This is a genomic window from Paenirhizobium cremeum (assembly GCF_047553425.1).
Taxonomy (GTDB): domain Bacteria; phylum Pseudomonadota; class Alphaproteobacteria; order Rhizobiales; family Rhizobiaceae; genus Allorhizobium; species Allorhizobium cremeum.
Window position 1 is genome coordinate 455,221 of the sequence record NZ_CP180217.1, and the last position, 13,898, is coordinate 469,118.

Annotated in this window: 11 protein-coding genes and 1 tRNA gene; 7 read left to right on the forward strand and 5 right to left on the reverse strand. The window is 60.3% G+C overall.

Annotation, left to right across the window (positions count from 1 at the left end):
• Window positions 1-3: 3 nt before the first annotated feature.
• Genes ACLBKR_RS02135 through ACLBKR_RS02145 form a run of 3 tightly spaced genes read right to left on the reverse strand, consistent with a single transcriptional unit; the run spans window position 4 to window position 2,273 of the window.
• Entirely contained in the window at window positions 4-606 is a 603-nt protein-coding gene (locus ACLBKR_RS02135; protein ID WP_414900471.1) for a DUF1788 domain-containing protein, read from the reverse strand.
• Window positions 603-1,241 (reverse strand): DUF1819 family protein, encoded by a 639-nt coding sequence (locus ACLBKR_RS02140; RefSeq protein ID WP_414900473.1) that lies wholly within the window; start codon window positions 1,239-1,241, stop codon window positions 603-605. The genes ACLBKR_RS02135 and ACLBKR_RS02140 overlap by 4 nt, the downstream gene beginning before the upstream one ends.
• A 45-nt stretch (window positions 1,242-1,286) precedes the next feature.
• Window positions 1,287-2,273 (reverse strand): restriction endonuclease, encoded by a 987-nt coding sequence (locus ACLBKR_RS02145; protein WP_414900475.1) that lies wholly within the window; start codon window positions 2,271-2,273, stop codon window positions 1,287-1,289.
• A 452-nt stretch (window positions 2,274-2,725) separates the two neighbouring features.
• Between ACLBKR_RS02145 and ACLBKR_RS02150 the strand changes: the two genes are divergently transcribed.
• The 6 genes from ACLBKR_RS02150 (at window position 2,726) to ACLBKR_RS02175 (ending at window position 9,499) form a co-directional block, all read left to right on the forward strand.
• Window positions 2,726-3,925, forward strand: coding sequence for a hypothetical protein (locus tag ACLBKR_RS02150; protein WP_414900477.1), 1,200 nt, complete (start codon window positions 2,726-2,728; stop codon window positions 3,923-3,925).
• A 349-nt stretch (window positions 3,926-4,274) separates the two neighbouring features.
• Window positions 4,275-5,381, forward strand: a complete 1,107-nt coding sequence (locus ACLBKR_RS02155; RefSeq protein ID WP_414900479.1) for a hypothetical protein — start codon at window positions 4,275-4,277, stop codon at window positions 5,379-5,381.
• Between the two features lie 185 nt (window positions 5,382-5,566).
• On the forward strand, window positions 5,567-6,073 hold the full coding sequence (locus ACLBKR_RS02160) for a hypothetical protein (protein ID WP_414900481.1): 507 nt from the start codon (window positions 5,567-5,569) through the stop codon (window positions 6,071-6,073).
• Window positions 6,066-8,030 carry an ATP-binding protein gene (locus tag ACLBKR_RS02165; RefSeq protein WP_414900483.1) on the forward strand — a complete coding sequence of 655 codons (1,965 nt, stop codon included), beginning with the start codon at window positions 6,066-6,068 and terminating at the stop codon, window positions 8,028-8,030. Before ACLBKR_RS02160 ends, ACLBKR_RS02165 begins: the two co-directional genes overlap by 8 nt.
• Window positions 8,027-8,809, forward strand: coding sequence for an ATP-dependent Zn protease (locus ACLBKR_RS02170; RefSeq protein WP_414900485.1), 783 nt, complete (start codon window positions 8,027-8,029; stop codon window positions 8,807-8,809). Before ACLBKR_RS02165 ends, ACLBKR_RS02170 begins: the two co-directional genes overlap by 4 nt.
• A gap of 375 nt (window positions 8,810-9,184) precedes the next feature.
• Window positions 9,185-9,499 carry a hypothetical protein gene (locus ACLBKR_RS02175; RefSeq protein WP_414900487.1) on the forward strand — a complete coding sequence of 105 codons (315 nt, stop codon included), beginning with the start codon at window positions 9,185-9,187 and terminating at the stop codon, window positions 9,497-9,499.
• A 211-nt stretch (window positions 9,500-9,710) separates the two neighbouring features.
• Here ACLBKR_RS02175 and ACLBKR_RS02180 read toward each other — a convergent pair whose 3' ends face one another.
• Entirely contained in the window at window positions 9,711-11,840 is a 2,130-nt protein-coding gene (locus tag ACLBKR_RS02180) for a DUF6538 domain-containing protein (RefSeq protein ID WP_414900489.1), read from the reverse strand.
• A 123-nt stretch (window positions 11,841-11,963) separates the two neighbouring features.
• Window positions 11,964-12,037 (reverse strand) — tRNA-Gln (locus ACLBKR_RS02185).
• A gap of 265 nt (window positions 12,038-12,302) precedes the next feature.
• Here ACLBKR_RS02185 and ACLBKR_RS02190 point away from each other — a divergent pair.
• Window positions 12,303-13,895, forward strand: a complete 1,593-nt coding sequence (locus tag ACLBKR_RS02190) for a Ppx/GppA phosphatase family protein (protein ID WP_113447971.1) — start codon at window positions 12,303-12,305, stop codon at window positions 13,893-13,895.
• Window positions 13,896-13,898 lie beyond the last annotated feature (3 nt).

The window sequence follows — 13,898 nt, forward strand, 5'->3', positions numbered from 1 at the left end:
GGATCAGACCTCGTAATTCAAGATATTGTAAGCTCTGTAGTACTTGTCATCGTGCAGGCAGCCGAAGAGGTCGAGGGACGCCCCTGTCGCAAGCGCGTGGGTGTAGCTTCCAGGAAAGAACAAAACGGTGGGCTTGTCCTTCGCCGTGCTTTGAAGATTGTTCAGGACGTTGTGCGACCGTATAAAGGGATATACTTCACCGACGCCTGACAGAAAAATAACGTCGTGCGGTGTGGATGAGATGGCTTCGCCGATCTTCGGAATCAGATTCGCCTGAGGGTCCAGAACCGACTGAAGCAATTCCCGCAGTTCGCTCTTATCCGTCTCCGGCTCGATTTCGAGAACCTGCTCAAGGATGCCGCGCTCTTCCAGAATCTGAAGGGACAAATCGTAGAGGCTTAAGTCCAGGACTGCCACACCTGCGTTGGAAATCCGAGTGATGAGATCACGCCTGTCTTCGTTTGCCGACAGCCCTTCCTTTGCATCATAGGGATAAATGAAGAACGGGACCTCGTTTCCAAGGCCTTGCTTCGTCAGGAACCGCTGGCTCGTGATGACCTTGAACAGGTGCGCGGAGCGCTCCTTTCGCGTTGATGGCTGGTTCATGCGATGCCTCTGTCGTCTTTGAGACCCGGAAAGATATGGAGATCCAAAGGGTTTCGGTCTGAAATTATTCCATGCAGCCGCGGTGAGATGTAGGTCGCGAGGATCGTGTTCTCGGGTGAGATGATCCCTGCTTCACGCATGATCCGGAAAAGTACCTGGCGCAGCTTGGCTCTTGTAGTCGGGCTGATCTTCGCCAGCCCCTCATTCCACTCAGCTTTTGCGGCGAAGAATGCATCGAAGGCCTGGAGTGGCAACGCAATTTGAAGAGACAAGAAGCGTTCTCGCACAACTTCAATCGCAAATTCTCGCACGAAGCGGTACTCCCGGCAGACCGCCAACCACAGCAAGGACTGCTGATCTATACGGTCTCCCACCTCAGCAAAATGGCGAACCTCCGCCTCGGATAGCTTTGAAAGCCTACTTATGATCTCCCGAAGAGTTCGGCGCCGGGAAGCTGCTTTAGGTAACGAGGTGATTCCTCGGGCGAAGGCGAGTTCCCGCGTTCTGTCCCAATCTGCTGCCACATCATTAAGGTGAACGAGTTCAATGCTCTCGTTCAGGAACAAGCCTCCTACTACGAATGACATTTTGTAGGAATGATTGTCTTCGCTAGCCACGCGCAATTGCTCCAGCATGCCATAATCTCTCTGTGGCCCTGATATCATCACGGGGCTTTTCACTTAAGACCATGCTGGAATGAAAATACACTTCAGGGGAATGAGCTGCTGGGTTTCGAGATCGAGCTTATCGTACTGCTCAAGAAGGCTTTTCACCAGATCATCGAGATCCATTTGGGCAGTCGGGATGCGGGCGCGTTCGGCCTCATAGCGGGCCTCACGGGTAAAACCGCCGGTGCTGACGTAAAGCCCTTTGTCGAGGTCATGACGCCCGGCAATGAAGTTGCGAAGATCCGGCGCGCCCATGGAGCCTTTGCGATGCTTGACCTCCACAACAATGCGGGGTGCCTCAAAGCCGAAACCATCGGGCGAGGCGACGATGTCCTTACCTTGATCGGGACCAGCGTCCGAGACGCGCGTCTTGTAGCCGAGGGAGCGGAGCAGACCCGCAACGAGATCCTGCATTTCCGACCAGCTCAAGGCATTCACTTTGTCCTTGATGAACTCATGGGCCCGGCTGGCCATGGATTCGAAAAGATCCTCCTCGGCAGCCTCGGCCACTGGGGCAGACAGTTCGGCGGGTGTCGTGATGTTGCCGGATAAAGCTTTCTTAAGCTCTGCCGCGACATCGTTGGATAGTCGAAAGAGGGTCGATATGGAGCCGAGGCTGTTGCGGCTTTCGACAGAGAGCAGATCACGACTGACTTCCCCATCCCATCGCACCGAACGGACCTGTGTGTCTTCCGGGTCTATCGAGGTATCGTGGCGATAGGCGCTGGAAATCTCACCCACCAGATAGACCCGGCGCGACGGATCGTAGGTCACGACCATATCGCCGATGCTAATCTCATTGACGAAGCGATGAAGCTGCCCGGCTGCCATGGCCTGGCCCTGCGGCTTGGCGCCAGCGTAGACCTTTGCCAGCGCTTCGCCGATGGCTTTGCGGCTCTTGGCGTCAGACAGGTCGCCCAGCGCCGGCCAACCAATGGCAACGACCGACTTTTCCTTGAACGCATCGAACAAGCGGCCGTTGCGTTCGGCGCGAACCATCCACGATTTTGTCATATGCATCCCCCTGTCGCAGGATACATTCATCACGCATCGCAAAATTGCAAGATTGATCCGGGTAGCCCGCCACGGGTGCCGAGGTGACGTCGTCGATCCGGAAGTTATTTCCGCGCGAGTGCGTCTTCAACGAGATCGGATGGCGTTGTCGTCGAGGGATAGATCTCGTCCCCAGTGCGGCCGTGAGAGGCCGGAAATCGCCCCGGATGACACACGCATTAAGTGCGGATTTTACTTGCCTCAATGAAAAGCAAGATTCCGGCGCACAGGAGGAAAACCGGTCGATTCGGAAGTATCTATAGTATATTTTAAAGCATATCTCTTGGTTAGCAATTATTGCAAAACTCCCGGTTGGTTGAATTGCTTGATCGGCGTGCAATAATATTCTCTGTAAGGTCGTTGAGTCTTGCGATCTCAAGCAAATAAGGAGATAGAATATGGGTATCATCAGCAAATCGGCCGCATCGGCCCACCGCGCCCGCCCCTTTTATGAGGAGCACGAAATCAGCGATGAGCTGAAGAGCGTGCTCGAGGAGGAGGCCAAGCACCTTGTCGGCGCGCGGCGCCGATCGACGGAGGATGCATTCGAAGAGGGGGAGCGTTTCGATAGGATCGCCACGCTTCTGCCCGAAGGGACCTTGGAGAAATGGGCGGTCGAATGTTGCGGCTACACCGCGCGGCACGTACGCACCAAGCGTGCGGTCCACCGCAACCTTCAGCCCTATAAAGAGATCCTGGTTGCGCTTGCCGTGGGTCCGACCGTGCTTGGAAAGATGAGTGCGGCCACGCCCGAGCAGGTCGAACAGATCATCGGCTTTGCCAGCATGCATGATCGGCTGCGCGTTCAGGACGTCACGGCGATCATGTCCGGGTCGAAGCAGGACCGTGAGGAGAAGCCCGAAATTGATGCCTACGATGTCGGTGGGCCTGCTGGGCTGAAGGCGATCATCGCCATCAAGGTGCGGGACGGCATGAAGTCATTCCTGGGACATGTCGAAGAGATCCGCACCCACGTGCTGGAGGCCTTGCCGAAACACAACATCGTCAAGAAGGATCTCGCCGCCAAAACCCACCTCACGGCACGCCTCGCGCACCGCGAGCTGCAAAGCCTCATCCAGTTCGTTACGCCGCATCCGAACGACAAGCATGACACAACGGTGACGGTACTGCCTGAAAAATCCGGTTGGGAAAAGGTCAGCCGGTTGCTCTACAAGATGGGCAGCGAGACCTCCTGGCCCGATAAGGCCGAGCTTCGGACCTGGCTGGAAACCGAGGTCGTGCCGCTGCTGAACTGGGCGGCGCCCGAGAAAGGCGAGGCGACCAGGCCGGAGGTCAAGGCTGATGTTGCAAAGGGCGTGGTCGCTTCTGCCAAGGTTGTCGCGGACACTTCGGCCCCGGCTAAAACCTCGGCCTCGCCTAAGGCAAAGGCATTGAGCAGGCCGTCGTTGGAGGAGAACCTGGCGATGCTCACGGATGGATTTACCGCTATCATGACCGGCGACTTGAAGGTGCCTGCATCTGACGATGACGCCATCCCTTCGGTGGCCGAGGCGCTTGCCAAGCCTGAGAAGCGCTTTCAGCGCCCCGCGTTCATCGACAAGATCAAACCGACTTCGCCATCGACGACCGCGGCGTGAAGCGGCAACTAAAACTGGAGGGCCGGATGTCCGGCCTTTCCATCAACATCGAGAGGGCCGCTTATCGGCCTTTTCTCATTGGTGGTTTCGGTCGGACACGATGATCGCTGAGGCGGTTGCCTCGCACTTGTCGCAGGCGTTCAGTCGGCCTCGGTTTGGAGATCACCGTGAGCCCGGCGTTAACCTTGTACCGGCTTCGTTCTCTTTTTTGGTCGAGGGGTCCTTGAGCCCGAGCGCCGGTCCTGCCAGGTTGCGGCTGTTCCGGATGGCCGGAACAAGCGGCCCAAGCCGATGCTTGCGACATCGACAAGGGCCTGACCCTCAAGCCTTCGCGAAAAGGAATCGGGCTATGACCACGTTTACCTCTACGATCCCCAATGGGGAAGTTCTCCGTTCGATCATCAACACTGCCGCAGCTTCCGGACCCCGCCCGCGCCCGTTCGGCCTTGGCCGCAATGCGCCTCCGACTGCTGTTCGCGAACCGGCGGTGCTGCGCCGCCATCCGCATCTCGTTCGCTTCGCCGATGTCGAAGCCGATCTCGATCTGCTGATCGATCGAGCCATCAACGCCATCATGGACGGCGAACCGGCCGAGGACGAGATCCTCGGTCACTACGTCAACATCGCTTCGCTCGTCCGGGCGGTGTCCTTCCGGGAAGGCAAGCTGCTGGAGCAGGCGGTCGAGCGTCTGGCGAAAGCGAACCCCAGCATCATCGTCCTGACCCAGTCCCTGAAGCTGCCGCTGGTCAAGGCGGCCATGGAAGCGGTGGCCGGGAATGATTGGTCAAGCCTCGATGGCGTGAAGCTCGATTGCGAGGCGCCGGCCAAGGGCAGCTACACACCCGACCTCATCATCGTGAACCGAGCCCGGCACACGGCCTATATCCTCGACTTGAAGCGGTCGTTGGCGTCCTATGGCGACACAAGCCGGCTCGAAGAGTTGAAGCTGAAGATGATGGCGTCGGCCATGGTCCTGCCGGATTGGCTCTACAAGAACCAGAAGCGGCTGATGGTCGATGCGGTCGAGGTGGCGATCGTCGACGGCGCCAGCCGTCCGAGTGACCACGCTACCGGCATCTGGGCGCTCTCCGAACTCGACGACCTGCTGGAGATCGATGGTGTGGCCGACTGCATGGCCGAATTGCGCCTGCGCTTCAGCATCCGCGTGCAGCAGCTTCTCGAAACCGAGGCGCGCAAGGCGCTTGGTTTGGACAAGATGCCCGTGATGCATCCGGCAGTGATGACAACGGCTGTGACTGCGGTGCTCCATCCGCGGATCAACCTCAATGGACCGAGCCGGACTTATGAGGAAGATCTGGCTGCCCGGTCTTGCGACGATGACGATCTGCGCGATCGCATTGATGATGACGGCTTCAGGGACGCCGATGAAACCGAGGATGATGAACCGGTCCCCATGTTTGTTCGGGTTGGCTTTGCCCGGCGCCCTCGGCACTGATCGAGCACGTCATCCGACTGCCATTGATGCCTGCTGCCTGATGGCCTGACCGCCGCGCCCTGACGCTTGCCGTCAGGCACCGGATGTCGACCGCCATGTGTGACCATCAGGCCTCGAGGCTGCGGCTTTCCCTTTCCATCTCCCAATGACGCTGGACCCGAGCGTGGTTCGGCGAAGGAGTTTCCATGTCTTCCGACATCACCCCGGATGTGCCGCCGCGCATCCGCTGCGAGGCGACCAAATCGCCCTCGACGTCACTGAACACTACCTGCCATCATTCGCATGGCACCGTCCTCCGCTATCCCGGACCTGCTCGTCATGATCCGCTCGCTGACGATCCGGCCTTCCTGATCGGACTGACCCTTGGTCATGTCAGGCAGGGCGATGGTCTGACCGGCACCGTGCCGGACACGGTTATCAGCCGACTGCAGGCGCAGGCCGAGCGTGGCAATCCCGCCTGCCGCCTGATGCTCGACTGGCTCGCGCACCGCAACCGCGATCTCGTGGCTCCGCTTCAGTCGGATGCGGGCGACCGGAGTCCAGCCGAGCCCCGTCCACTTCGTCGCCGGATCCGCGAGCGTCGCCGGGCTGGGCCGGGGAGCTTGAAGAAACGCACGGCGGTGAAGGCGGGATCATCCGGTCCCAAAACGGCAATTATTGCCGCGATGACGGAGGGCCAGACCGATGAATAAACTCGCCCGTCTTCTGCTGCGCCGTCTCGACCGTGTCGCCCGCCGGGACGCCCAGCGCAATGCCCATGCCAATGGGCTTCTGTCTGCGAAGATCGTCGAAGTCGATGGTCATATTCTCCGCCGCTATAGTCCCGCATTCGGTACCGATCGCATGCGCGGTGATCGGGATCGTGACGTCGCCTGGATCCGCCGCACCTTCGCGGCCTATCTGTTGCCGCCACCCCAACCGTCCGACATTGTGGTGACTGAGGGTAAGGCGTCGACAGCGTTGCTGCCGTCTTTAAACCGACCCGATCAGGCGACAGCCGAAGATCATGGCGCAGCAATCAATCACCAGCGCCGTGCCTATGCCGTCGGTCTTGTTGGCCGGGCGGGCAGGTCACCGCTGGTCAGTAACGTCGTGGCGGCTCTGGTGCTGGCCCGCGCGATCGAGAACACGCGCATGCCGCTTGCCAGGATCGTCCAGACGATTGCCATGGCGGCGCCAGTTGTCTGCCTGCACGCACCCGTGGCGGGCTTCGAACGCGCCATGCGGCGGTTGATTGAATTGCCGGGCTTTCTCCCCGGGGCTGTCCCGAACGGCATCGACGGTGACTATGTCTATGACGATGGCAGCTTCGCCGCCGCCGAAGGCACGGGGCGTGCGTACATCCAGTTCATCGGCGAGTCGGCTCATCGCCTGACAGGCGCCACGCTGCAGCGGCGACTGGTCAATGCGCTGACGCGAGATTATCCGGTTGTGGCGATCTCGGAGACGGCACAGCACATCCCATCCGAAATCAGCATCGCCGCCGATGTCGCCCTGGTCGGCGGGTTCCTCGACTACCCCTTCATCAGCATGATGTTCGAAGCCGTATATGGTGACGTCGGTCTGGCGACGCTCACCCGATGGACCAATGCCTATGATGCGCATTATCTGACCATCGACGACGTGGTGCTGGCGTTCCGGCCGGGTCGCGGCGCGTCCGAGGTGATCGACGTGCTGGCTTCACTGACCGAGCGCAATCGTGTTGCCGCTCGCGATGGTGATGATGACGACGACGAACCAGTATCCAAGGCGACCGACAAATCTTCGAAGTCGAAACAGGATGGCGCAGCGGCGGAGAAATCCTCCTCCGGGAAAGACAGTGGCGGCGGATGGAAACGTGACAAGCCGTCGGGGGCCGAGATCATCCAGCCGGAGCCCTGGGGGCCGGGAGAGGACGATCGCCCATCGCTGGTGGTCGAGACGCTCTCCGGATACGGCAAGGCCAAGACCTGGGCACTGGATCTCAAGGCTGATCTCGCCGATCACAGGGCGGGTTCTCTCGCCTGGTCGGACTTGAGCACCAAACTATTGCTGCACGGTCCACCCGGAACCGGCAAGACGAGTTTTGCGCGGGCGCTGTGCAACAGCCTGCAGGTGCCGCTGGTCGTCACATCGGTCTCCACCTGGCTGCAGGGCGGCCATCTCAACGATGTCATCGCCAAGATGGCTAAGACATTCGCCGAGGCCCGCGCGATCGCCCCGTCCATTCTGTTCATCGACGAGATCGATGGCATCGGCAAGCGGCAGCCGGCAGAGCGTGAATATGCGGACTATTGGAATACGGTGGTCAACAAGTCGCTGGAGTTGCTCGATGGGGCCGTGAAGAGCGAAGGGCTGATCATCGTCGGCGCCACCAATCGGCCGGACCAGATTGATGATGCGATAAAACGCTCCGGGCGGCTGGAGACGCATATCGAAATCCCCATGCCTGATACCGCAACCCTTGCTGAGATCTTCATGCATCATCTCGGTGACGATCTGGCGGTGCTGGTTGGCGATGCTGGAAAGCTGAACGGCGAGACTCACGACGAGTTGGAGGCGGACGCCAAGGGAACGCATGTGGAAGGCCCGCCGCCGCCAGAAAATGATGCTGACACTGCCAGCGATGCACACGGCTCAGGTGACACCCGGAAAGGAACGACGACATGACAACGACATCGAAGCATATCGAACCGGCCACACCTGAGGCGGCCGCTTTGGTGCTAAAGCGGCTGGCAATCCGGGCGATGGGCCTGACTGGCGCCGACATCGAGCGGATCGTTCGGCAGGCGCGCCTGAAAGCCCGACGGGAAAAGCGGTCGATCCGATATGAAGATCTCGAGGAAGGCATCCGGATGGATCGGCCGCAGGTGCCTTATGATCTGCGCTGGCGCTTCGCCATTCATGAAGCCGGACATGCGGTCGTCCATCATGCGCTGCGGCTCGGCCCGATCCACGGCCTGAACATCGATACATCCGGAGGCGGTGGCTACAGCCAGCTCGGATTCACCGCGTCCGGCAGCGATACGCTCGGCTATCGCGAGGACATGCTTGCGATGCTGATGGCCGGACGGGCTGCGGAACAGATCGTCGTCGGTGCGGTCTCCTCGGGCTCCGGCGGCACTGAGGACAGCGATCTCGCGCGAGCAACCAGGCTGGCACTTGCCATGGAGCGTTCCCTTGGCTTCGGCGCCGTCCAGCCGCTGCTTTATCGCGAAGACCATGACCCGACCGCTGTGCTCGACAGCAATCTGGATCTCGCGGCCCGCATTCATGCACGATTGGAAAAGGCTCTGGCGCGGGCAGTCGATGTTCTGAGCAAGAACAGGGACAGGCTCGATGCCCTCATCAAGGCCCTGTTCGACGCCCAGGCCTTGGATGGAGGTGCCGTGACGCAGCTTCTAAGGCAGGAGGATCGGAAGCACGGTAATCGGACGGCTGGAAACTGACAGCATAACATCCGGACAAATCGACGCCCGGCGCCAAGGCAATGATGCCACCTGATCTGCCTCGGGTTGGCCTGAATTGCAGACGACTTGTCTCAGGTCGCCCGCAATCTGAGACAAATTGCGCTCATTTGATTCCGTGGTCTGGATTTTTGATTCAAAGGTCGAGGAGGCTGATTCAGCAACGGCGTTTGCCTCGGGTTAACCGGTGTCGATGCGACATGACGTGCCCGCACGTTGAGACAAATTGCGCTCTTTTGATTCAATGTTCCAGGCCACCGATTCTCAACTCTGGAATTCCGATTCCGCCAAACGGCGCTTGCGCCGGTAGGCCGGTCCTTCGACCATAAAGGAGGCTAAGGAGCAGGAGGGCGGGCAATGAACTTGAAAGTGGCAAGGCAGCGGCAGAAGGCGCTTCGTGATGCCAATAGGAAAGCACGGCGGCCCGATCGGGACGACGTCGCGAGGGTGGCGCTGTTCTGGCTCATCCGGCGCGCGGTCGAAAAGGGCCAGGAGGCCGAGCTTGAAACGTTCCAGGGCGTGATCGTCTCCATGCTGACTGAGCAGGGCTTCGATGAGCGCGAATGCGATGCCGTCTTCGATGACCTCGTCGCCAAATACCGGTCCGGTGGTCTTCCCTTCCGCAGGAAGCTCCATCTGCTCTTTCCGGACCGAAACGAACGGGAGACGTGAGCCGTCACTCTATCGGCCATGCGACGTCCTCCGCCGTCGTCTTCCCACGGTCTCGCGCCAAACGGCGTTTGCTCATTGGATACCTGCTCCCCCCATTACTTCTTAAAACGCCGTTTGATTCTGAATCGATTTTCCAGAGCGCGATAACGCACCCGTCGTGTTGCTGCGCCATGAAGCGAGGCAAGGTGCGGAAATTATTTCCGCCTCGGTTTCATCCCTTCTTGCCTGCACGTGCCCATGGCGGTGGTTGCCTGTTTTCGACCCAAGGGAGGAGCTGCAATGGTTTTCGCTCGATGCCCGCCGTGATGACAGGATAGTGCTTCAAGGCCTCGCGCATCAGCGGGAGGCCTGCCGGATTGGTGTAGCGCGTGTTCGTTTCGCTACCCTCGCTTAGCCGTCCGGAAATGTCATCGATCACCTCCGTCGAGACGCCCGCCTGCTTCAGCGTATCAGCCATGCCATGCCGAAGCGCGTGAATGGCACGCGACCACATGTTCTTGCCAAGCGCAGCCTGCATCACAGGGACGAAGGTATCGTAGAACCTATTGCCGGGATCGTTGTCCGTTTTGTCCGAAAAGAGATCCGGAAAGAGCTGCACATACCCCAGCTTCTTGATCGCTTGGACATATTCGATGAATCCAAGTCGGACCAGTTCATCCGGCAAGGGCAGGAGCCGCCGAGATTGAGTCGTCTTCAACCGGCGTGTGTCATTGGTTTGGAGAATGATGACATAGCCCTCTTCGTCCTTTGCAATGTCGTCGACATGAAGCCCGGCAAACTCTTTACGTCTGGGACCAAGATAGGTGAGGAGGATCGGCAAAAAATAGAGCGAATCGTGAAAGACCTGCGTGCCAGGCTTTCGCCGTCGTCCCCGCATGTGATCCTGCGAGCCCGCATATACCGGGCTGGAAAAAATCGGAGCGATGTCCTGAGGTTTCGGCTTGTATTGCTGCTGGCGAACATCGCCAGCCTTGGGCTTTCGTGGACGAAGACCTTCGAAGGTCCATCCCTCGATTTCGAATCCATGGCCTTTCAGATGTTTCAGGAAATGGCTAAGGTTTCCGAAGTGCTTGCGGATCGTCGCGGCGGCAAGGCCGACCTTCGGCTTTGTTCCGGATGCTTCCGCCGCTCGGCGCATCTCGTTACCTTTGGCGCGTAGTTCCGGCGCCGACATCACGCGCATCCGGCTGCTGCGGCCCCAGTCGGTGGGAATGTCATTGAAGTGCTGGCGCAACAGGCCGATGTGATATTGCTCGATCTGCCCGGAATGCTCGACACCATGTTCAACAAGCACGGACTGAAACATGCGCACAAGGGCCTTGGCGTCACGGGCAGTCTCAGCCGTCCACTCGTTGCCCATGTTGGCGATAAGCTTGTCACACTCCTGTTCGAAGTCCGAAACCGCGACCACCCGCTGCCCGGCTTCTGAAGCCTTCGACCCCGCCTGTTTCCTCGTGGCTGAGGGTTGGATCAGGTCGAGGTAGGCGATTTCCGGATCGTCCGGCGCGGCAGTAAGAGCTGATGCGGATGGTCGTTCAACAACCGAAGGCGGCGGTAAAGGATAAGAGTCTGGGGTCGGAGGTTCGGCTTCCGTGACCTCGGCATTTGGCGTCACGGCTCTTCCGTCGCCCGTGAATTCGCTCCGACTTTTGTCCACCAGTTCGTGGCGCTCTTCGATATCGAGAAGAGCCGCGGCGCGACCCTCGAAGATCTTGGACATGGCGCGCTGACGATTAGCGACGGTGTCGTCAATTTCGAATTGGTAGATCAGCCGTCGGATGCCGTCTTCAAAACCGGGGCTGCGCGCCACGGTCAGTTCGCCGCGATAGTTTGCCCTGATGGCATCGACATGCGATGCCGGCACGCCATTGTTCAAAAGATAGGTCAGGCCCGCGCAGTCATTCTCCAGAGACAGATCCACGCGCGTTCCGAACTTTGCCAGGAGCTGGTAGGCCCATCCTGCTTCGAGATCGAGTTCCATCTCCTCGATATTGCCGCCACGCCCATTGCGCCTTGCCAGCGTGTTGATGTCGTCGAGCCGTTCGAGTTCCTTGTCACGCTCATGCTCGAACAGTTTTTGGAGCTGTAGCTTGGACATCGTTTCCTTCGAGTTCAACTTCAATTCGGCCAGTCGCGTGTTGAGCTTCCGGCCGATGATCTGAGCCTTCTTATGGTCTGAACAGTGAAGGCTGAGTGAAAGGCGGCTGCCGGGACGGCAGTGGATAAAGGCGGCCGGGACGCGTGGCCGCCAATAGAAGATGTTTCCGCGGCGGATCAGATTCTCGACCTCGTGGCGCACGGCCATGGCAAATGCCCTGTCTTTGCCCCGAGGTTCGTCCATCGCGTAAATCTCGCGTGGGCATCACCTCTGGGCACCAGTTTTGGGCATCAGGTCGCCAATGATGCCCAAAACGGTATCCGGCACGACGGGAAAATCAAGGAATTAAGGGCTTTTAGGGAGAATTGGCTGGGGAACCTGGATTCGAACCAAGATCGACGGAGTCAGAGTCCGCTGTTCTACCATTGAACTATTCCCCAACGGAGCGAAGCGCCTTGGGCGGTCCGTCGGTGAGCGGGCTTATAACCAAAAAGATCGGCGCTTGCAAATACCCGTTTTGAAAAAAACTTCGTAAAAAATGATGCCGGTGGCGATGGCGTGGGCAGGGTCTGGCAGGCGGCGGCAAAAACAGTTTGGCGAATGGGCCGCTCGCTGATATCATTTTGCCAACGGAAATCGAGAATGCGCCAGCAGCATGACTTCGGATGACGACGAAGCCTTTGCGCGGTGCAATGGACAAGATCAGTGACAGACCCCGATCGCGGCCAGAGGCCGCCAAGCGAGGGGGCGTCGACGGGTAAACGCAAAGGCGGGGCATCCCGCCGGCGCGGCAAGGCCAAAAGGAGCGCAGCGCCGCAGGCGGGCGCGACCGTTCAGGCTTTGGAGCATGCCGCAAATCAGGCGGCTGCAGCAACGCGACGTTCCGATATCGACGTGGCCGATGGCCCTGTCCGCAAGCGCAAAAGGCGGCGACGCAACCGCTCGGGCCATGCCAAGGGTTCCGAGACTGCTGTTGTGGCATTGCCGGAGCAGGCTTCTCCCGAAAAAACCGCGACCGAGGCTGCGCCCGCCGTCGACGGCCGCGCGGGCAAGAAACGCCGTCGCAACCGTAACCGGCGCGGCCCGCAGGTGAGGCCGCTTGCCCCGGCGGGAACGCCGCCGCAGGCCGAGTCCGCCCGCCAGCCGGCGCCGGATGCCGTCTCTCCCCAGCCGCATCATCATCCTCGCCCGCATCATGCCCACGAGCATCATCATCATGCGGGCCGTCGCCATCCGCCGCAGGCTGCAGAACGGGGACGAGGTCAAGGCGGTCACGAGCAATGGTCGGACGAACTCTACGCGGCGCTCGATCTCGGCACCAACAACTGCCGCCTGCTGATCGCCCAGCCGACGCGGCCGGGCCAGTTCCGCGTGGTCGATGCGTTCTCGCGAATCGTCCGTCTCGGCGAGGGACTGGCGGCCAATGGCCGGCTTTCCGCGGAGGCCATGGATCGCGCCGTCGAGGCATTGCGCATCTGTGCCGGCAAGCTCGCCGGCCGTGAGATCAAGCGCATGCGGCTGATTGCGACCGAGGCCTGCCGCGCGGCCGAAAACGGCGAGGAATTCCTTGCCCGCGTCACGGTCGAGACCGGGCTCAGCCTCGAAATCATCAACCGCGAGACGGAGGCGCGTCTGGCGGTATCCGGCTGCTCTTCGCTCGTCGGCCGCGAAGCCCGGTCCGTCGTCCTCTTCGACATCGGCGGCGGTTCCTCGGAAATCGCGGTCATCCGCATCGGCGAGAATCGTTCGAGCCGGCTTGCCAATCATATCACCCACTGGACCTCGCTGCCGGTCGGCGTGGTCACCCTGTCCGAACGCCACGGCGGAAGGGATGTGACGCCCACCGTCTTCGAGGCGATGACCCGTGAGGTGCAGGCGATGCTGGACCGGTTCGACTGCCCGCAGCCATTCGGATCGGAGGCGGGAGAGGACGGTTTCCACCTGATCGGCACTTCCGGAACGGTGACGACGCTCGCTGGCGTCCATCTCGATCTTCCCCGTTACGACCGCCGCAAGGTGGATGGCCTGTGGCTTTCCGACGCCGAGGTTTCGGCCATGCAGGCAAAGCTCCTGTCGTGGGATTATGCCGGCCGCGCCGCCAATCCGTGCATCGGTCCGGACCGCGCCGATCTGGTGCTGGCCGGCTGCGCCATCCTCGAGGCGATCCGCCGCCGTTGGCCGGCAAGCCGTATGCGCGTCGCCGACCGCGGGTTGAGGGAAGGATTGCTGACCGACATGATGGCCGATGACGGGGTGTGGCGGCGTGGCCGCCCGCGCCGGCCCCACAGGGAGCGCTGATGC